The sequence below is a fragment of the Roseateles sp. FW301-B2 genome (genome assembly GCF_058788955.1).
Genome location: NZ_JBYTBE010000016.1, coordinates 90072 through 109718 on the forward strand (window position 1 = coordinate 90072; position 19647 = coordinate 109718).

The window sequence follows — 19647 nt, forward strand, 5'->3', positions numbered from 1 at the left end:
ATGCCCGACGAACTGCTGTCCCGACTGCGTCGTTTCAACACCGACTATTTCCCGCAATACCAGGCCCAGTTCAAGGATCTGGTGGAGCAGGGGCAGCATCCCACCACGCTCTTCATTGGCTGCTCCGATTCGCGCCTGGTGCCCTATATGCTCACCGGCGCCGGGCCGGGCGAGCTGTTCCTGGTGCGCAATGTGGGCGCCTTCGTGCCGCCCTACGACGGCTCGGCCGGCCACCATGGCACGGCCGCGGCGATCGAGTACGCGGTGCTGGCGCTGGAGGTGCAGCATATCGTCGTGTGCGGCCACAGCCATTGCGGCGGCATCCGCGCGCTTTATGGCGAGGTGCCGAACGAGGCCACCAACCTGAAGGCCTGGCTGGATCTGGGCCGCGAGGCCACGCTGCCGGTGCAGCTCAGCGACGAGGCCTTGCGCCGCACCGAGGAGCGCTCGGTGGTGCTGCAGCTCGAGCGGCTGATGGACTACCCGATGGTGCGCGCCCGCGTCGAGCAGGGCCGCATCGCCCTGCATGGCTGGCACTATGTGATCGAGGCCGGCGAGGTGCATGTGTTCGACGTCAACAAGGGCGCCTTCGTGCCGGCGTCGAGCTCCGAGCACAGCGGCACCGGACCCTATCGCGCGGCCGAGCCGGGCGCGCTGTTCAACGAGATCGACGACGCCTGGGCGCCACGGCGCTAAGAACCGATGTCTTGCGGCTAAGCTCCCGCTTCAGGAGGTCCGCCATGTACAAGCATCTTCTGGTCCCCGTCGACGGCAGCGAGCTGTCGCAGCATGCGGTGCAGGCCGCGCTGGCCCTGGCCAAGCCGCTGGGCGCGCAAGTCAGCGGCCTGGTGTGCGAATCGCTGCCGGTGCTGCCAGCAGTGGGCATGCATCCCAGCAATTACCAGCTCGCGGCCGACCAGCACCGCGCCTACACCGATGCCCATGCGGAGAAGGTGCTGGGCGAGTTCGAGGCCGCGGCGCGCGTGGCCGGCGTGGCCTTCAAGGGCCTGCAGCTGCGCTCCGACGACGTCGATCAGGCCATCGTCGACGCCGCGCGCGAGCAGGGCTGCGACCTCATCGTGATGGCCACCCATGGCCGCAGCCGCCTGGGCGAATGGCTGTTCGGCTCGCACACCAAGGCGGTGCTGGCGAAGTCACGCCTGCCGGTGCTGGTGATCCACTAGCGCCTCGATCCGGTCCAGCAGGCCCGCGCGCCCCAGGCCCTGGGCCAGCCGCGCGGCGGCAGCCTGGCATTGCTGCCGGCGCCCCGGCTCGTCCAGCAGGCGTTGCAAGCGGCGTTGCAGACGCCGCGCGTTCACGCGCTTGGCCGGCAGCACCTCGGCCACGCCCAGGCGCCTGGCGCGTTCGCCGTTGTCGAACTGGTCGAAGCCGCTGGGCACGATGAGCTGCGGCACGCCGGCGCGCAGGCCCTCGGCCATGGTGCCGATGCCACCGTGATGGACGATCGCCGCCACCTGCGGCAGCAGGGTCTCGAATGGCGCCTGCGCCTGCCACAGGACCTCGGGCGGCAGGGGTTGCGGAATCTGCTCGGCATGCGGGCTGATGAAGAGCCCGCGGCGCCCCAGGCCGCGCAGCGCCCGCAGGGCAGCGGCGAAGAACTCGGCCGCATGGCGGTGGCCGGTGCCCGGCGTGAAGGCGATCGGCGCTGCGCCCGCCGCCAGAAACTGCTGCAGCGCGGGCGCCAGCGGCGCGCTGCCGGCCGCCTCGGCAAACAGGAAGTCGCCCGCCTGCAGGCTGGCCGGCCAGTCGGGATGCGCGGGCGCGAACCAGTCCGGGAACAGCGCGATCGAGGCGTCGCAGGCCTCCTGCATATGGGCCAGGAAATGCGGCACGGCCGGCAGCCCCAGCCCGGCGCGCGCCGCGTTCAGCGCGGGCAGGATGGCTGGATCGATCCAGCAGCGGTCCACCAGCCGCCACATCGCCTGCCGCCAGGACCGCGGCACCCAGGGCGCGATGCTTTGCGCGCCCATCATCAGCGGGTCGTGCACGGTGCGCAGATTGGACGGTGCCAACTGCACGCCGATCACGCGCAGGCCGGGGCGGCGCGCGCGCGCCAGCGCCGCGCCGGGCAGCAGGATGGGGTGGCACAGCAGGGTGCAGGGCGCGTCGCCGGACTGCGCCAACAGCAGCTCGCGCAAGGCCTGCAGGCGCGGCAGCAGGCTGCGCAGGATCACGCCCATGCCTTCGCGCTCATGCCATAGCAACGGGTTGTCCAGCAGCGCCTGATCCTGCTCGGGCGTGCCGAACAGGCGGTAATCGACGCCGGCCTCGCGCAGCGTGGCCTCGTACAGGCTGGGCGCGAACAGGCAGACGCGGCGGCCACGCGCCTGCAGCGCCTGGGCGATGCGCAGGAACGGCAGCAGGTCGCCACCGGTGCCCGAGGTGGCCAGCAGCACGGCTGGGGCCGGGGGGAGGGAATCAGGCGTCATGAAAGGGCAGGGAGCAGGGGTGACGGCGGCGGGTGGGCATCGCTGCGCATGCTAGGCCAGGCGCGGGCGGCCTGTCTTGAAGCTTTGCGACACGCGACGGCCGACTTCTATACTGCCGCCCATGCATGCGCTTGCCCAGCCTACCAGCCGTCGCGAGTACGCGCAGCTGCTGCTGCCACGCCTGTCGCTGAGCCATTGCGTGCAGGCGGTGTTGCTGCGCGATACGCGCGGCCTGCAGCTGGACGATCAGCAGCGCCGCAGCTACTTTCCCTGCACGCCCATGTGCAGCATCACCTGGATCTTTGACGGCCAGGTCGAGCTGTTCGAGCTGCCGCCGGGCGGCCCGCAGGAGGGGCCGCGCCGGCCCATGCCGGCGGAGCTTGTCTTTGCCGGCCCCTGGACGCGGCCGGTGGCGAGCTGGAGCGCGGGCTCGGTGCATCTGATGAAGCTGATGCTGCGCCCCGACGCGCTGCAGGCGCTCACGGGCGTTGCGCCGTCCGACTGGGTGAATCGCGTGGCGCCGGCGCGCGAGGTGCTGGGCGAGCGCTGGTGGCAGCTCTGCCGCGAGGTGCGCGAGGCCGCCGACGACGCCGCGCGGATCGCCCTGCTGCAGGCGCGGCTGGATGCCTGGTGGCAGGCGGCGCGGCCCGAGGGATCGGTCGGCGTGCATCGCATCGAGGATTGGAGCCAGGGCCTGGCGCTGCGCGCCGCCACGTCGGCGCTGGGTCGCAGCGTGCGCCAGATCGAGCGGCGCATCAAACAGTGGACCGGACAGCCGCTGCGTGAGTTGCGCGGCATGGGCAGGTCGGAGCGCGCCTTCTTCGAGGCGGTGCTGGCCGTGCAGCAGGCGGACTGGAGCTGGGCCGACGTGGCCGAACGTGCCGGCTATGCGGACCAGTCCCATCTATGCCGCCAGACGCGGCGCGTGACCGGCTTCGCGCCCGAGGAGCTGCGCCGCCGCATGGACGACGAAAGCTTCTGGGCCTATCGCATCTGGGGTATGGCTGCGCTGCAGCCGCCCTGGCGCCAGCCCTAGAGAATGGCGTTGTCGGTATCGCCGCTACGCTCGGGGGCTACCAGGGGCATGCGCATCAGCATGGTGGCACCCTGGCCGAGGTTGGAGATCACCTCGATGGAGCCGCCCAGCACGTTCGTGACGATGTTGTGCACGATGTGCATGCCCAGGCCGGAGCCGCCCTTGCCGAGCTTGGTGGTGAAGAAGGGGTCGAAGATGCGGCGCGCCACCGAGGCATCCATGCCGCGGCCGTTGTCGCTCACGATCAGCTCGACCTGGTTGCCGCCTTCGACACGCTGGCAGCGCACCCGCACCTGGCCGGCATCGCGGCCCTCGAAGCCGTGCACCAGCGCATTCATCAGCAGATTGGTCAGGACCTGGCCCAGCGCGCCCGGGTAGCTGCTCATCGCGATGCCGCTTTCCAGGTCGGTGACGATCTGGAAGGGCGTGTGCTTGAAGCTGGGCTCCACCATCACGATCACGTCTTCCACCACCTGGGCGAGGTCGAACTCGCGGCGCGAGTCGGTGGTCTGGTCGATCGCCACCTGCTTGAAGTCGCGCACCAGGTCGGCGGCCTTCTGTACATTGCGCTGCAGGATGTCCTGGCCACGCCGCGTGTCCTTCACCAGGTCTTCCAACAGGCTGCGGCGCATCGGCGTGTTGTCGCTGAGCATCTGGTCCAGCTTGGCCCAGCGGTCTTCCAGCGCCGAGACCACCGTCATCGCATTGCCCAGCGGCGTGTTCAGCTCATGCGCCACGCCCGCCACCAGCCGGCCCAGCGAGGCCAGCTTCTCGGACTCCACCAGCTCGCGCTGCGCGGTCTTGAGGTTGCCCAGGGCCTGGGTGAGCTCGTTGTTGGCCTGGGTCAGCTCGGTGGTGCGCTGCGCCACCTGGTCTTCCAGGGTGTTGGCATGGCCGCGCAATTCCTCGAAGGCCTTCAAGAGCGCCTGGCGCATGCGCTCCATGGCCTTGCCGACGCGCGCGATCTCGTCCTCGCCGCCCAGCTCCAGCGGCTTCTCGAGATGGCCGGCGGCCAGCTCGTCGGCGGCGCGGCTGAGTCGGTCCATCGGGTGCAGCACGCGGCGCTGGATCAGGATGATGATGAGCCCGAGCGAGAGCGTCAGCGTCAGTCCGCTGCGCAAGAGCGTGCGCAGCATGTCCTCGCGCTTGCGCTCCAGCAGCGGTTCGGCACTCATCACCACGGTCAGCTTGGCGATCTCGCGGCCGTCGCGCACCACGGCGCGGGTGTCGGAGAGCGTCAGCGCGGGGTCACTGACCTCGCGCTTTTCCTTGGGCAGCTCCAGAAAGGCCTGCTGGGCCGAGCTCTCCGTCACCAGCACCGAGACGAAGCGCGGGTCGTCGAGCTGGGCGTTCACCATCGGTTCGGCCAGATCGGGCGAGACCTGCCAGATCGGCTCGGCCAGCGAGAGCGCCAGCACTTCGGAGGCGCGCGCGAGGTCGCGCTTGAGGTCCTCCATGGCGGTGTCGCGCGTGAGCTGCTGCTCGTAGACCAGCACCACCGCGGTGGGCAGCAACAGGCCCACCAGCAGGGCCATCACCACCGCAATGCGCAGCGATTGATTGATCAGCGGCAGATTCACGGGCACTTGCAGGCCTTTGCTTGAATGTCGTCTCCCAGGCTCCGGCCGCTTGGCAGCCGGCGGGATGTGGCGCGATTATCCACACAAAACCAGGGCTCAAAGCCCGTCGGTGCCGGGTCTTGCCCTGGATGCAACGCGCGCCCTCAGGCGGACAGCGATTCCTGTGCCGACAGCACCGTGACGCGGTTGCGGCCGCCGCGTTTGGAGGCCTGCAGCGCCAGGTCGGCGCGCGCCAGAAAGGCGCTCGGCGCCTCGCCCTGGCCCAGCTGGGTCACGCCCAGCGAGAGCGTCACGCGCGCCGGGCCCTGGGTATCGGAGGCGATGCCGGTGCTGGCCATGCCCTCGCGCAGCTGCTCGGCCAGCATCAGCGCCTCGTGCAGGCCGGCCTCGGGCATCAGCAGGGCGAACTCCTCGCCGCCCACGCGCGCCACCACATGATGGCTTTGCGCGCAGCGCTGCAGCACGCGCGCCACGCTGCGCAGCACCTGATCGCCGAAGTCCAGGCCATAGCGCTCGTTGAGCTGGCGGAAGCCGTCGATGTCGCTGAGCAGCAGGCAGGGCGCCACCGGGCTGCCGGCATGCTCGCTCTGCGCGCATTCATTCAGGCGCTGCTCGAAGGCGCGGCGATTGGCCAGGCCGGTGAGGGCGTCCAGCAGCACCTCGCCGCGCGTGCGCTCGACCTCGTGGCGCAGGTGCTCGATCTCCGACTGGCTGGCATGCAGGCGCGCGCGCAGCGCCTTCATGGTGGATTGCATGTCCTGGGTGCCGGCCATCAGCTCGGCCAGCACCTGGGTGTGCTGGCCCGGTGCGGCGCTGCGCAGCTGCTCGTTCCAGCGCCCCAGCGAGCGGCCGAAGGTCTGGGTCTGGTCTTCCGCGAGCTCGGCGCTGTGGGCGATCTGGCCCAGCACATTGCCCAGACCCTCGCCCAGGCGGGTGGCGCTCTCGGTGTCGAGCTCGGCGATATGGCTGCGGTAGAGCTCCCAGGTCTGGGTCTCGTCGAGCGGGCGATTGCCCTGGGTCAATTCCTGCAGGGCCTGGGCCAGCGCCGGGTTGCTGCCACTGACGAATTCGTACCACACGGCGTAGCTGACCGGATGCAGCGCGGCGCGCTGGCGCGACATCATGGGCAAGGCGGTGCGCAGGTACTCGGCGCTGCGTGCGATGCTGTCTTGATACCTCATGCTCTGATTCCCTGGTTCCCCGACTATGCAGACGCGCCATGGCGCTGCATAGAGGCAGCTGGCTGGCTGCCGTGGCGGCTCCCTTGTGCGCATCATTCAAGCCGCCTCGCGCGGGCGGTGCTGGGGCCTGTATCGGAGGGCTTGGGCGGCACTTGAGGCGGGCGAGGTGCAAAAGATGAAACCGTGCCTGATATGCGTCAATACGTCACGGACCACGGCCCCTCAGCATCGCGTTCCTGCCCTTATTCGCCGATGCGAGCGCGCCATGAATCTTCCCTTCGTCGCCCCCGAGCTGGGCCCCTTGTTTGAACGCAGCGGGCTCAAGCCCCTGATGCTGCGCGGCCGCGCCTTGCTGCCCATCGTGCAGGGCGGCATGGGGGTGGGTGTGAGCGCGCAGCGCCTGGCCGGCGCGGTGGCGGCCGAGGGCGGCATGGGCACGCTGAGCTCGGTGGACCTGCGCCGCCACCATCCCGACCTGATGGCCCGCACCGAGGGCCACCATGCCGGCGAGGAGGCCAAGCGCGTCATCAATGCCGCCAATCTGGAGGCGCTGGGCCGCGAGATCGCCGGTGCGCGCGAGCGCTCGGCCGGCCGCGGCCTGGTGGCACTGAACGTGATGCGGGCGGTGAGCGAGTACGCCGCCTCGGTGCGCAAGGCGCTGGAGGCCGGCATCGACGCGGTGGTGGTGGGCGCCGGCCTGCCGCTGGACCTGCCCGAACTGGCCCAGGACCATCCCGACACCTTGCTGATGCCCATCCTCAGCGATGCGCGCGGCGTGCAGCTGATCGTGAAGAAATGGGAGCGCAAGAAGCGCCTGCCCGATGCCATTGTGATCGAACACCCGCGCCTGGCCGGCGGCCATCTGGGCGCGGCGCGCATCAGCGATCTGCAGGACGGGCGCTTCGACTTCGAACGCGCCATCCCCGAATGCCTGGAGTTCTTCGAGCGTGCCGGCCTGGCCGGGCGGATTCCGCTCATCGCCGCCGGTGGCGTGCGCAGCTTCGAGGACATCGCGCGCCTGCAGGCGCTGGGCGCGGCCGGCGTGCAGCTGGGCACGCCCTTTGCCGTCACCGAGGAGGCCGATGCCCACCCCGAGTTCAAGCGCGTGCTGGCCGAGGCGCGCGACGAGGACATGCTGGAGTTCACCAGCGTCGCGGGCCTGCCGGCGCGCGCGGTGGGCACGCCCTGGCTGAAGGCCTATCTGAAGATCGAGCAGAAGCTGCAGGCGGTGGCGCATGTGAAGAGCCGCTGTACCAAGGCGTTCGACTGCCTGGCCCAATGCGGCCTGCGCGACGGCCTGAAGGACTGGGGCCAGTTCTGCATCGACAACCAGCTCGCCGCCGCGCTGCGCGGCGACATCAAGAAGGGCCTGTTCTTCCGCGGCGCCGGCAGCCTGCCGTTTGGCGAGCAGATCCGCAGCGTGCGCGAGCTGATGGAAAAGCTGCTCACCGCGACCACACCGATGGCCCCCCTGCGAACCTGAGCTTGCCGGCTCGCGAAGCGGCTGCTGCCGCGGCCTTCCTAGAATGGGGCCATGAGTTCCAAACCGGCCCTGGGGCCCGGCCTGGCCCTGGCCTCCATGGGCGCGGTGGCCTTTTCGGGCAAGGCCATCATCGTCAAGCTGGCCTACCGCCATGGGGTGGATGCGGTCACCTTGATCATGCTGCGCATGCTGTTCGCGCTGCCGCTGTTCCTGGCGCTGGCCTGGTGGGCCGGCCGCGGCAAGCCGGCGCTGACGGGGCGCGACTGGCGCGTCATCCTGGGCCTGGGCTTCACCGGCTACTACCTGGCCAGCTTTCTGGACTTTGCCGGCCTGGCCTATGTGAGCGCGAGTTTCGAGCGCCTCATCCTCTATCTCAACCCGACCCTGGTGCTGGCGCTGGGCTGGCTGATCTTCAAGCGCCGCGTCAGCGGCCGGCAGTTGCTGGCCCTGGGCCTGAGCTACGCGGGCGTGCTGCTGGTGTTCGGCCAGGAGCTGCATCTGCAGGGCGGCAATGTCTGGCTGGGCGCGGCGCTGGTGTTCGGCAGTGCGCTCAGCTATGCGGTCTACCTGCTCTTCAGCGGCGAGGAGGTGCAGCGCCTGGGTTCGCTGCGCCTCACCGGCCTGGCCACCACGGTGGCCTGCCTGCTGTGCATTGCACAGTTCCTGCTGCTGCGCCCGCTGCAGGGGCTGCTGGAGGTGGCGCCGGCGGTGATCTGGCTGTCGGTGCTGAATGCCACCGCCTGCACCTTCGCACCGGTGCTGATGGTGATGATGGCGATCGAGCGCCTGGGCGCCTCGATGGCGGCGCAGACCGGCATGATCGGCCCGATGTCCACGATACTGATGGGCGTCGTGCTGCTGGGCGAGCCCTTCACGCCCTGGGTGGCGCTGGGCACCCTGCTGGTGCTGGCGGGCGTGTGGCTGTTGGCGCGTTGGCGCTAGAGGAGTTGTGATGGATCTGGGACTGCAGGGACGCTGGGCGCTGGTATGTGCCTCCAGCAAGGGCCTGGGCCGCGCCTGCGCGCAAAGCCTGGTGGGCGAGGGCGTGAACGTGGTGATCACCGCGCGCGGCGCCGAGGCGCTGGAACGCACCGCCGCCGAGCTGCGCGCGCTCAACCCGGCGGTGCAGGTGCGTGCGGTGGCCGGCGACATCGCCACCGAGGCCGGCCGCGCCGCGGCGCTGGCGGCCTGCCCGCAGGTGGACATCCTGGTCAACAACGCTGGCGGCCCGCCGCCCGGCGACTTCCGCGACTGGGACCGCGCCGCCTGGCTGGCCGCGCTGGAAGCGAACATGCTCACGCCGATCGAGCTCATCAAGGCGACGGTGGATGCGATGGCCGAGCGCGGCTTCGGCCGCATCGTCAACATCACCTCGGGCGCGGTGAAGGCGCCGATCGATACCCTGGGCCTGTCCAACGGCGCGCGCTCGGGCCTCACCGGCTTCGTGGCCGGGCTGGCGCGCCAACCGCGGCTGGCGGGGCGCAACGTCACCATCAACAACCTGCTGCCCGGCGCCTTCGATACCGAGCGCCTGGGCAAGACCATGGCCGCGGCCGCCGCCAAGACTGGCCAGACCCTGGAGCAGGTGATGGCCAAGCGCGCCGCCGCGATTCCGGCGCAGCGCCTCGGCCAGGCGGCCGAGTTCGGCGCACTCTGCGCGATGCTCTGCAGCGCCCATGCCGGCTACCTGACCGGCCAGAACATCCTGCTCGACGGCGGCGCCTACCCCGGTACCTTTTAAGCGCGCATCAGCGCCGCGCCGATACCAGAATCCCGGCGGCGATCAGCACGAATGCCAGGCCGTGGTACCACTGCGGCCATTCGCCCAGCAGCGCGGCCGACATCAGCGCGGCGAACACCGGCGTGAGGTTGTTGAAGAAGGCGGCCAGCGCCGGCCCGCCCTGCGCCACGCCCAGGCCCCAGCAGCGGTAGGCGATCAGCGAGGGCCCCACCGCCACGTAGACCAGGGTCAGGGCAAGACCTGGCCCCCAGGCGATGGGCTGGCTGCCGACGGCCTGTTCCACGCCCGCCATGCTGCCCGCGAACAGCAGGCCGAACAGCAACTGCGCCATCAGCATCTCGGCCCAGTTCCAGTCCGGTCGGGCGGCGCCCTGCATGTGCGCGGGCGGGCGCGCCAGCAGCCAGCTGTAGATCGCCCAGCTGAAGATCGCCAGCAGCATCAGCAGGTCGCCGGCGACGAAATGGATAGAGGCCAGGCTGGCGAGCTGGCCGCGCGCGATCACCAGGGCCACGCCGGCCAGCGAGAGCACGGCGCCCAGCAGCTGCTTGCGCGTTGGATGTACCTTGAAGACCAGGGCGCCCACCGCCAGCATCCAGACCGGCAGGCTGGCCGCGATCAGGGTCACGTTCAGCGCGCTGGAACTGTGCAGGGCCTGGTACTGCAGGGCGTTGTAGCAACCCATGCCCAGCAGGCCGGTGAGGGCCAGATAGGGCCAGCGCGCGCGCACCTGCCCGAGCTTGCGAAAAAACAGGCCGCGCGCCAGCGGCAGCAGCAGCGCGAAGGCGAGTGCCCAGCGCATGGCATTCAGCGTCAGCGGCGGCACGCTGGCGGCCATCAGGCGCCCGACCACGGCATTGCCGGCCCACATCAGCGGCGGCAGGGTGAGCAGAAGTGCGAGGCGCGGCGTGAGCTGCATGGCGACGGCAAGCGCTGAATGGCAAAGGCTGGCACGATAGCGGAATTCCCTCAGCCCTTATTCATCAGCAGGAGTTTTTGATGAGCGATCTCGCGGTGCGCATACAACAGCCGGGTGGCCCGGAACAGATGCAGCTGGTACCGGTGGAGGTGGGCGAGCCCGGGCCGGGCGAGCTGCGGATCCGGCATGTGGCGGTGGGGCTCAACTACATCGACGTCTACCACCGCAACGGCGTCTACCCCCTGCCCATGCCCGCCGGCATCGGCATGGAGGCGGCGGGCTTTGTGGAGGCGGTGGGCGAGGGCGTCACCCACCTCAAGCCGGGCGACCGCGCCGCCTATGCCAGCCAGCCGCCCGGCGCCTATTGCACGGCGCGCGTGATGCCGGCGCGCTGCGTGGTGCGATTGCCGGACGAGATCTCCTTCGAGACCGGCGCCGGCATGATGCTCAAGGGCCTGACGGCCCAGTATCTGCTGCGCCGCACGCTGCCGCAGGGCGGCCTGCATGCGGGCGACTTCGTGCTCTTCCACGCCGCCGCCGGCGGGGTCGGCCTGATCGCCTGCCAATGGGCACGCCTGCTGGGCCTGCGCCTGATCGGCACCGCCGGCAGCGACGAGAAATGCCAGCTGGCGCTGGACGCCGGCGCCACCCATGTCATCAACTACCGGCGCGAGGATTTCGCCGCGCGCGTGCGCGAGATCACCGAGGGACGCGGCGTCAAGGTGGTGTATGACTCGGTGGGTGCCGACACCTGGGCCGGCTCGCTCGACAGCCTGGCGCCCTTCGGCCTGATGGCCAGCTTCGGCAATGCCTCGGGCGTGGTGCCGCCGGTGGCCCTGGGCACGCTGGCGGCCAAGGGCTCGCTCTACCTGACGCGGCCCACGCTGTTCACCCACCTGGCCACGCGCGAGAGCACCCAGGCGATGGCGGACGAGTTGATCGAGGTGGTGAAGAGCGGCGCGGTGCGCATCCATGTGGACCAGCGCTACCCGCTGGCCGAGGTGGCGCGGGCGCACCGCGACCTGGAGGCGCGCAGCACCACCGGCTCAGGCGTGCTGCTGGTCTGAGTCGGCCGGCTGCGCCACGGCTTCGGGCTGCGCCGCTGCCGGCGCCGATGTGTGAGCTTTTGGCAGGCGCAGCTCGAAGCTGAAGCAGGAGCCGGTGCCGGGCTGGCTTTCCACGCTGACCGATCCGCCCATCAGGTTCACCAGGCGCTGCACGATGGTCAGGCCCAGGCCGGTGCCGCCGTAGCGGCGCGTGATGCTGCCATCCGCCTGCGTGAAGGGCGCGAACACATGGGCGATCTGGTCGCGCGTCATGCCGATGCCGGTGTCGTGCACCGAGAAGCGCAGCAGCGCCGGCGCGCCGGCGGGCGCCTCATCCTCGGCGATCAGCTGCACCTCGACGCGCACCTCGCCCTTCTCGGTGAACTTGAGCGCATTGCCCACCAGGTTCACCAGCACCTGGCGCAGCCGCAAGGCATCGCCATGCAGATGCTGGGGCACGCCGGGCTGCACGCGCGCATGCAGCTGGATGCCCTTGTCGTGCGCCTGCAGCAGCAGCGGGTGCAGGGACTCGCGCAGGCAGTCGTGCAGCGAGAACGCGGCATCGTCGATGTGCACGCGCCCGGCCTCGATCTTGGCCACGTCCAGCAGGTCGTTGATGATCACCATCAGGCCCTTGGCCGAGCCATGGGCCAGCTCGATGAATTTGCGCTGGCGCTCGCTCAGCTCGGTCTGCAGCACCAGCTCGGTGAGGCCCAGCACGCCGTTCATGGGGGTGCGGATCTCGTGGCTCATATTGGCCAGGAAGCTGCTCTTGGCCTGGCTGGCGGCCTCGGCCGCCTCGCGCGCGGCTTCCAGCGCGGCCTGGCTGGCCTTGAGGTCGGCGATGTCGCGCGCATTCAGCTGCATCACCAGGTCGCCGGTCACCGGGTCGCGCATCGGGCGCGCATCCACGCCATGCCAGCGCCGGCCCGAGCTGGTGTTGAGTTCCAGATCGGCGGCAAAGGTCTGGCCGCGCTGCACCTGGGCGTAGATGCGCCTGGCCAGTTCGGGGTCCGGGAAGATGGCGGCAAAGTCGCTCATGCCGGCGGCCTTGGGCAGGGCGGCGAAGCAGATCGCCGCGGCCGGGTTGCGCATCAGGGCGCTGCCGTCGCGCAGCGAGAAAACGGCAATGCGCACCGAGGTGTGCTGCAGTGCCTCGACGCCGCGCAGCATCGACTTGTCGCTGCCGGCGGGCAGCGAGTCGGCGGCGAACAGCATCACCTGGCGGCGGTCGGGGGTGCGGATGCCGCGCGAGGTCAGCATCACGGTGGTGGGCTGGCCCTTGGGATAGAGGGTCCATTGCTCGCGCACGATCTTGCCCTGGCCATGGTCGGCGGCGGTCACGGCGAGGCGCTCGCGCACCGCGGCGCTGGTGTCGGCATGATCGCGCGAGAGGAATTCCTCGGCGCTTTCGGCGCGCCAGAAGCTCAGGGCGGCGGCGTTGGCCCACAGATTGCGCTGGCGCTCAAGGTCGTACACCCACATGGGGACGTCGAGCCAGTCGTAATGCGTCAGGCTGGAGAAATCGAGCATGGCGGGCAGAAAAATGGGCGGGCAGATCTCATCAACGCGCATTGTGGCCTGCGTCGGTGCGCCGCGGCTCAGTCAATCGCGAACAACTGGTGATGAAGTTGCTGTTGCAGCTCGTCCAGACAGTCCAGCATGTCCGCGCTGGCCGAGCCCTCGGCCGAGAACTTCTGCAGCAGGGCGGCCGCGCGCCACAGGCCCAGCGGCGCGCAACCGGTCTGCAGCACCGCCATCTTCTCGCGTATCGGGGGCAGGGCGTCGTTGTTGGGGATGGTGGCGAGCTCGCCGATCAGCTGGGTCACCTGTCTTTGCATGGTGGTGAGGTAGGCGCGGTAGCGGTCGGGTTCGAACTTCAGCCGGGCCATGGTTTCGGCGGGTTTTTCCATCACCTTGCTGCCGGACAGCGCCAGCGCCTTGCTGAGGCGGTCGCGCGCGTCCTTCTGGCTGAAGGGCTTGACGATGTAGCCGCTCACGCCGAACTGGATCGCTTCCTTGATGGTGTCGGCATCGTTGGCCATCGAGATCAGCACGAAGGGCATGTCCTGGGTGGCCGGGGTCGCGCGCACCTTCTTGAGCAGCTCGATGCCCGACATGCCCGGCATGCGGATGTCGCAGCACACCAGCATCGGCGGCACGCCGGGGCCGCTGATCTGCTGCCAGGCCTCGTCGCCGCTGGCCACCTCGACGATGCGGTAGTTGCCGCAGCCGTTGATGACGTCGACCAGGGCCATGCGCGAAATCATGTCGTCATCGATCACCAGAACCTTCATGCCCCGCTCCCCGCGTCCTGCTTCAATGTGTTGGCGAGTGCCTGCCCCAGCGCCTGCAGGCGCGCGTCGAACTCGGCCACCTCGCCCTGGTCGGCCATGCGCTCGAGCTGGTCGCTCAGCAGATAGGCGCTGCCGTTGGGCTCAATATAGGCCAGACAGCCCTTGATGCCATGCGCCACGATGGCGGCGGTGTTCCAGTCGGCCGCCGCGGCGGCGGCCGCGATCTCCTGCAGGCGCAGCGGCGCCTGCTCGCGGAAGGCCCGCAGCATCTGCGCCTGCACGCTGCGCGCGCGCTGCTGCATCGCGTCCTGGCTGGCACGTAGCGGTGCGGGCGGCGGCGGCGCTGGCGCATCCTGGCCGTCCAGACCAGTCAGACCGGCGTTTGCGGCCCAGCTGTCCAGCGCGCCCAGGGCGTCGTCGGCGCGCGGCTTCATCGGCAGGCCGGCGCGCAGCCGCTGTTCGATGACGCGGCCGAGCACCTGGTGCAGGGCCAGCTCGTCGACGGGCTTGCTGAGGAAGTCGTTCATGCCGCCGGCGAGGAACTTGGCGCGGTCCTGCTCGGAGGCATTGGCGGTGAGGGCGATGATGGGGATGTGGCGGTCCGCGAAGATCAGCTCGCGCCAGTGGCCGGCGCGGATATGGGCGGTGGCCTCCAGCCCATCCATCACCGGCATGCGGCCGTCCATCAGGATCAGGTCGAAGCTCTGGCGGGTCAGCGCTTCCAGGGCCTGCTCGCCGTTCTCGACCACGCTGACCTGGTGGCCCATGTCCTGCAGCAGCGCCTTGATGATGAGCTGGTTGGTGCTGGCATCCTCGGCCACCAGCGCATGCAGCCGGTAGGCATGGCGGCCCAGCGCCTCGACGCTTGTTTCGGCCGGGCGCTGCCCGGGTGGCAGCGGCAGCTCGAAGAAGAAGATGCTGCCCTGGTCGAGCACGCTGTGCAGGCCGATCTGGCCGCCCATCAGCTCGACCAGCTGCTTGCAGATCGACAGGCCCAGGCCGGTGCCGCCGAACTTGCGGGTGGTCGACATGTCGGCCTGCTCGAATTTCTGGAACATGCGGCGCTGGGCGGCATCGCTGATGCCGATGCCGGTGTCCTGCACCGCGAAGTAGATCGGCGGCGGCGCCTCCGGCCGGCGCTCGTCGGGCGGCAGATTGCGCACCGTGACGTTGACGCCGCCGCGCTCGGTGAACTTGATGGCATTGCCCACCAGGTTGATGAGCACCTGGCGCAGGCGCGTCGGATCGCCTCGCAGATAGGCCGGCACGGCGGCGTCGATCTGCCAGCTGAGCGCGATGCCCTTCTCGACGGCGCGCTCGTGCAGCAGGCGCATGGCATCGCCGAGCAGGGTCTGCAGCTCGAAGTCCACGCATTCGAGCGAGAGCTTGCCGGCCTCGATCTTGGAGACGTCCAGCAGGTCGTTCACCAGCTGCAGCAGCACGGCGGCGTTCTGGCTGGCCAGCTCGATGCGCTCGCGCACCGTCGCGTCCATCTGGCCGCGCAGGCTCAGCTTGAGCATGCCCAGCACGCCTGCCATCGGGGTGCGCAGCTCATGGCTCATCAGCGCCAGGAACTCGCTCTTCATATTGGAGGCCTGCTCGGCGGCGTCCTTGAGCGCGCGCAGGCGCGCATTGTTCTCGGCCAGCAGGCTGTCGCTCTTGATGATCTGGTCGAGCATGTTGTTGAACACCGTGCTGAGCGCGCCGACCTCGTCGTCGGCCACCACCTCGGCCCGCACGGTGAAGCGCTGGCCCTGCGAGACGTCGTCCATCACCTGCTTGAGGCCCTTGATGGGGGCGAGCGCGCGGTGCAGGAACTTGCGCGCCGCCAGCGCTGCCGCCGCCCCCGATGCGCCGAGCGCAACGATCAGCGAGATGGCGAACTGCAGGATCGAGCGCCACATGCGCGTGAGGTCGATTTTCGCCACCACGCTGCCCAGCATGTCCTCCGACAGCCGCACCGGCGTGGCAATCAGCAGCGCGCCGGCGAAGAAGGGCGTGGTGTTGGCGCGCGCCAGCTCGGCGGCCGACAGCTCCGGCTGCGACGCGGCCAGATGGCTGGCGAGCGTGGAGCCGTCGGCGCGCAGGATGTAGGCGGCCTGCAGGCCCGGGTAGATGCTGGCGGCCTGCAGGAATTCCTGCGCGGCCTTGGCGTCGTCGAAGGCCAGCGGCGAGGTGGCCTGCACGGCCAGGGTATTGAGCCAGGCCTGCCCGCCTTCGCTGAGCGCGGCACGCTGGGTGAGCAGTTCCTTGGAGGTGATCAACACCAGCGCGATCAGCAGGGCGGCGCCCATGGTCGCGGCCAGGATGCTTTCCAGCCGGGTGACCAGGGAGCCCTGCTCACGGCCCGGGCGCTTCCACAGGGAGCTGATGCTGACCATGGCCCTAGCTGGCGGAGCGCGCCAGTTGCAACACCTTGGAGGACAGCGTGATGCCGGCCTTCTTGATGCGCTGCACGTTCACGTCGAACACCAGGCGCCGGCCGTCGAGCGCGAGCAGGATGGCGGCGCCGCTGGCGAGCGGCGAGTCCGCCACGGTCAGTACCGGGGCCTCGCCCAGCACGTTCTGGATCGCGGCCATATTGGGCGCCTCGCGTTCGGTGACGAACAGCAGATGGCAGCGCCGCAGGCTGGCCAGGCTGCTGGCGCGCTGCACCACCAGCTTGCGGCCATTGACGTTCTTGCCCTCCAGGCTGTTCAGGGCGGTGCCGAAATTGTCCGGCCCGAACACGCAGAGCTGCAGGGATTCCGGCGCGCCATGGGCGTCCTGGTTGGGCCACTCGGCGAACACCATGAAGTTGTAAAGATAGGTGGCCTTCATCGCGTACTCGGGCACGGCCTGGGCGTGGGCCTGCTGGCCAGCGGCCAAGTTCAGGGCCAGGGCCAGCGAGCCGGCCAGCAGCAGACGCGCGCGGGCCGCTCTCATCGCCAGGCGTCCCAGCTGAGTTGCACGAAGAAGTGGCGGCCGTCCATGGCCATGGTGTCGAGCACGGCGCCGTTGCCATCGCTGCGCACGGTGGACGCCGGCACCTCGTAGCGCTGATTCAAGGCGTTCTTGATGCCGATGGACCAGTTCAGCCCATGCCAGCCTTGCGCCGAGCTAAGCGTCAGGTTGAGCAGGCTGGCGCCGGCCAGGGGGCGTCCCTCGCGCGTCACGATGCCATCGTCATCGCGCAGCTCCTGGGTGATGCGCCGACCCAGGTATTGCGCCTCCAGGCCCAGCCGGCAGCTGCGCTCCCACAGCGGCGCGCTCAGGTTCAGCTTGGCCATGCTGCGCGGCGAATTCACCAGCTGCTTGCCCTCAGGGTCGCGGGCGGCCTGCCAGGCCGCGCTGGCGCGCAGCTTGATGCCGCCCTCCCAGAGCTGGTCGAGCTGGATCTCCAGCCCGCGCGTGCGGCTGCGGCCATCGTGCAGCTCGGCGCCGGTGGCGGAGGCCTGGTAGCGCTGGTTGCCCAGGCGGTAGTCGTAGATCGAGCCGGTGAAGCGCAGCGTCGGCGACCAGTCCTGCTCCAGCACCAGTTCGGCCGCACCCACGCGCTCCGGCCGGTACAGATCGGATTGCGTGGAGGCGCTGATCTCGTTGGGGTTGGGCAGGCGGAACGCGCGGCTGTAGGAGGCCTTCAGCGTGGTGTCGGGGCCGGCGGCCAGGGTGAAGGCCAGCCGCGGGCTGAAGGCGGGCTTGCTGGCGTAGGTGATGCAGGGCGCCACCGAGCAGTCCACCGCATGGGGCTTGTCGTAGCGCACGCCGAGATTGGCGGTGAGGGCCTTGCTGACGACGAACTCGTCGGTGGCGTAGAGGCTGTAGGTCTTGTTGGTATAGGGCAGGCGGTCGTACTCGATGCGCTCGACGTAGTGATCGTCCAGGCCGACGCTGGAAATGCGCTGGCGGAAATCGTCGCGGTACTCGGCACCGAACACCAGGGTGTGACCCTCGTAGCGGGTGAGCGCAAATTTCTGGTCCAGACCCCACCATTGGCCCAGGGTCTGGTTGCGGCGGAACTGTTCGTCCGGATCTATGGCGACGTACTGGCGGAAGGTTCTGTCCTCGTAGCGGCCGAGGTACAGGCGCGATACCGATTTCAGATCGCGGCCGATATTGAAGTCGACTTTGGCGCTGACGCTGGTGGATTCGTCCACCAGGTAGTAGGGCAGGTTGAAGGCGTTCTGGCGCCTCGGCGTGGGCGAGGCCTTGGTGCGGCTCACATGGGCGGCCTGCAGGCTGAAGCCCTCGAATTCCAGCTTGGCGAACAGGCGCCGGTTCGATTCGAAATCCTGCCCGACGGCGCGGCCACCATGCAGGCCGATGGCGTCGAAGTAGGGGAAGTAGTGCGTCTGGCCATCGCTGTGCAGGCCGGATGCCGAGAGCAGCAGGTCCACGCCATTCTCGAACCGGTGCCCGAGCGTCAGCCGGCTCTTGCGGCCGCCGTAGCTGGACAGCTCGCCCGCGAGCTGGGCGGCGTCGAAGTCGGCACCGCGCTTGGTGATGATGTTGATGATGCCCAGCAGGGCGTTGTTGCCATAGCTCACCGAGCCGGTGCCGGGCACGTACTCGACGCGCTCGATCAGCTCCAGGTCGAGCAGGCCGGAGTTGTCGATATAGGCCTGGTTGTAGATATTGTCCTGGGTGGCCGTGCCGTCGATCAGCACCATGATGCGGCCGGTGTAGTCGCCCGGCGCGCCGAAGCCGCGGCCGCCCAGGTATTCGTAGCGGCGGTCGTAGGTGGTGTAGAGCCCGCGCATGCCGTTGACGACGTCCGCCAGCGTGCGGTAGCCGTAGGCGCGGATGTCGTCCGCCGTGACGATGGAGACCGCCGAGGGCGAGTCGCTCACCTGCTTGGCCAGCTTGGAGGCGGTGATGACCTCGGTCTGGGTCAGCTTCTCGAAGGGGATGCTGGTCAGGTCGAGAGGGGGCCCCTCGGCCCGGGCTTGGGCAAGGCAGCACAGGGCCAGCAGGCAGGTGATAGGCAGTCTCATGGCAAGGCGCATTGTGGCCGAGCCCAGGGCTGCCGAAACGCTCGTGCGTGGCTCAGTGCGCGGCTCAGTTCGCGACGGCCGCGCGGTAGGCGTGCCAGCTGGCGTGCCCCAGCACCGGCCCCACCACCAACAGGCCGGCAAACCAGGGCAGCATGGCCAGCACCACCAGCACCGTGATGAGGGCGCCCCAGAGCAGCATCACGCCGGTCTGCGTCAGCACCAGGCGCATGCTGACCAGGCCCGCGGTGACCGCGTCCACCTGCTTGTCGAGAATCATCGGCACCGAAATCACGCTGACCGCATAGATCAGCCCCGCGAACAGGGCGCCCACGCAGAGATAGGTGACGATGAAGCCGAGGTTCTCCGGATCGATCAGCTTGGTGAGCGAGCCCGAGAGGTCGGGCATGCCATCAAAGCTCACCGCAAAGATCACCAGCGAGGCGCGTGCCCAGATCATCTCGAGGATCAGCAGCACCCCGCCAAAGATGGCCATCTGGCCGGTGCGCGTGTGCCAGGCGGCGAGCGAATCGATGAAGCCTGGCGGCTCGCCGCGCTCCAGCCGCATGCTGACCTGGTACAGCCCCATGCACAGGAACGGGCCCATCAGCAGAAAACCGGCCGACAGGGCTAGCGTGTAGGCGGGCGCATGCTCGTAGACCTTGAACAGCCCCCAGCCCATCGCCATGAAGCACAGCCCATAGAACAGACCGATGGCGGGCTGACGGCTGAAGTCGCGCCAGCCCAGACGCAACCACTGCAGGGGGGCGCTCCAGCCCAGGGTGTTCAGGCCGATGCTGAGCGTGGACGCTTCTTCGGCGGATGGGTCGGGGTGGTCGTCGCTGGCCATTGGCTCTCCTGGACCGCAAGGCTATGCGCTGGCCCGGTTCCGGTGTAGCGGCATTTGCCCTAGTTGAGCCGGCCAGCGGGGCGGCGGGGTCAGGGGG

17 protein-coding genes are annotated in these 19647 nt (G+C 69.4%); 7 read left to right on the top strand and 10 right to left on the bottom strand.

The window, feature by feature from the left end; all coding sequences use genetic code 11:
* Both AC3WQY_RS13010 and AC3WQY_RS13015 read left to right on the top strand, forming a co-directional pair.
* On the top strand, positions 1-696 hold the full coding sequence (locus AC3WQY_RS13010) for a carbonic anhydrase (protein WP_285231733.1): 696 nt from the start codon (positions 1-3) through the stop codon (positions 694-696).
* A gap of 44 nt (positions 697-740) precedes the next feature.
* Positions 741-1184 carry a universal stress protein gene (locus AC3WQY_RS13015; RefSeq protein ID WP_492708924.1) on the top strand — a complete coding sequence of 148 codons (444 nt, stop codon included), beginning with the start codon at positions 741-743 and terminating at the stop codon, positions 1182-1184.
* On the opposite strand, the gene AC3WQY_RS13020 is transcribed toward AC3WQY_RS13015, so the two are convergent.
* Entirely contained in the window at positions 1155-2450 is a 1296-nt protein-coding gene (locus AC3WQY_RS13020) for a glycosyltransferase (RefSeq protein WP_492708926.1), read from the bottom strand. The genes AC3WQY_RS13015 and AC3WQY_RS13020 overlap by 30 nt on opposite strands.
* 121 nt (positions 2451-2571) lie before the next feature.
* On the opposite strand from AC3WQY_RS13020, the gene AC3WQY_RS13025 reads away from it, so the two are divergent.
* A complete protein-coding gene (locus AC3WQY_RS13025; RefSeq protein WP_492708928.1) occupies positions 2572-3486 on the top strand; it encodes an AraC family transcriptional regulator in 915 nt (304 codons plus the stop codon).
* Here AC3WQY_RS13025 and AC3WQY_RS13030 read toward each other — a convergent pair.
* Both AC3WQY_RS13030 and AC3WQY_RS13035 read right to left on the bottom strand, forming a co-directional pair.
* Positions 3483-5066, bottom strand: a complete 1584-nt coding sequence (locus AC3WQY_RS13030) for a sensor histidine kinase (protein ID WP_285231737.1) — start codon at positions 5064-5066, stop codon at positions 3483-3485. The two genes, AC3WQY_RS13025 and AC3WQY_RS13030, sit on opposite strands and share 4 nt — an antisense overlap.
* A gap of 143 nt (positions 5067-5209) precedes the next feature.
* A complete protein-coding gene (locus AC3WQY_RS13035) occupies positions 5210-6247 on the bottom strand; it encodes a GGDEF domain-containing protein (RefSeq protein WP_492708930.1) in 1038 nt (345 codons plus the stop codon).
* A 265-nt stretch (positions 6248-6512) separates the two neighbouring features.
* Between AC3WQY_RS13035 and AC3WQY_RS13040 the strand changes: the two genes are divergently transcribed.
* From AC3WQY_RS13040 to AC3WQY_RS13050, 3 genes are read left to right on the top strand one after another with little or no spacing between them, the layout of a single operon-like run.
* Complete coding sequence (locus tag AC3WQY_RS13040) at positions 6513-7730, top strand: NAD(P)H-dependent flavin oxidoreductase (RefSeq protein WP_425334621.1); 1218 nt, start codon at positions 6513-6515, stop codon at positions 7728-7730.
* A 51-nt stretch (positions 7731-7781) separates the two neighbouring features.
* Positions 7782-8672 carry a DMT family transporter gene (locus tag AC3WQY_RS13045; protein WP_492708932.1) on the top strand — a complete coding sequence of 297 codons (891 nt, stop codon included), beginning with the start codon at positions 7782-7784 and terminating at the stop codon, positions 8670-8672.
* A 10-nt stretch (positions 8673-8682) separates the two neighbouring features.
* Positions 8683-9471 carry an SDR family oxidoreductase gene (locus AC3WQY_RS13050; protein WP_492708934.1) on the top strand — a complete coding sequence of 263 codons (789 nt, stop codon included), beginning with the start codon at positions 8683-8685 and terminating at the stop codon, positions 9469-9471.
* A gap of 7 nt (positions 9472-9478) precedes the next feature.
* Here AC3WQY_RS13050 and AC3WQY_RS13055 read toward each other — a convergent pair whose 3' ends face one another.
* The gene (locus AC3WQY_RS13055) at positions 9479-10387 is read right to left on the bottom strand and encodes a DMT family transporter (protein ID WP_285231741.1); all 909 of its coding nucleotides are present in this window, start codon (positions 10385-10387) and stop codon (positions 9479-9481) included.
* 80 nt (positions 10388-10467) lie between these two features.
* On the opposite strand from AC3WQY_RS13055, the gene AC3WQY_RS13060 reads away from it, so the two are divergent.
* A complete protein-coding gene (locus AC3WQY_RS13060; RefSeq protein WP_285231742.1) occupies positions 10468-11454 on the top strand; it encodes a quinone oxidoreductase family protein in 987 nt (328 codons plus the stop codon).
* On the opposite strand, the gene AC3WQY_RS13065 is transcribed toward AC3WQY_RS13060, so the two are convergent.
* The 6 genes from AC3WQY_RS13065 to AC3WQY_RS13090 all read right to left on the bottom strand — a co-directional run bounded on the left by AC3WQY_RS13065 (position 11434) and on the right by AC3WQY_RS13090 (position 19550).
* Entirely contained in the window at positions 11434-12966 is a 1533-nt protein-coding gene (locus tag AC3WQY_RS13065) for a hybrid sensor histidine kinase/response regulator (protein ID WP_285231743.1), read from the bottom strand. The genes AC3WQY_RS13060 and AC3WQY_RS13065 overlap by 21 nt on opposite strands.
* 68 nt (positions 12967-13034) lie before the next feature.
* Entirely contained in the window at positions 13035-13730 is a 696-nt protein-coding gene (locus tag AC3WQY_RS13070; RefSeq protein WP_492708937.1) for a response regulator, read from the bottom strand.
* A complete protein-coding gene (locus AC3WQY_RS13075; RefSeq protein ID WP_492708939.1) occupies positions 13727-16111 on the bottom strand; it encodes a hybrid sensor histidine kinase/response regulator in 2385 nt (794 codons plus the stop codon). The genes AC3WQY_RS13070 and AC3WQY_RS13075 overlap by 4 nt, the downstream gene beginning before the upstream one ends.
* 4 nt (positions 16112-16115) lie before the next feature.
* Positions 16116-16655 (bottom strand): YfiR family protein, encoded by a 540-nt coding sequence (locus tag AC3WQY_RS13080; protein WP_492708941.1) that lies wholly within the window; start codon positions 16653-16655, stop codon positions 16116-16118.
* Complete coding sequence (locus tag AC3WQY_RS13085; RefSeq protein ID WP_492708943.1) at positions 16652-18703, bottom strand: TonB-dependent receptor plug domain-containing protein; 2052 nt, start codon at positions 18701-18703, stop codon at positions 16652-16654. The genes AC3WQY_RS13080 and AC3WQY_RS13085 overlap by 4 nt, the downstream gene beginning before the upstream one ends.
* Before the next feature lie 64 nt (positions 18704-18767).
* Positions 18768-19550, bottom strand: a complete 783-nt coding sequence (locus AC3WQY_RS13090) for a DUF2189 domain-containing protein (RefSeq protein ID WP_492708945.1) — start codon at positions 19548-19550, stop codon at positions 18768-18770.
* Positions 19551-19647 lie beyond the last annotated feature (97 nt).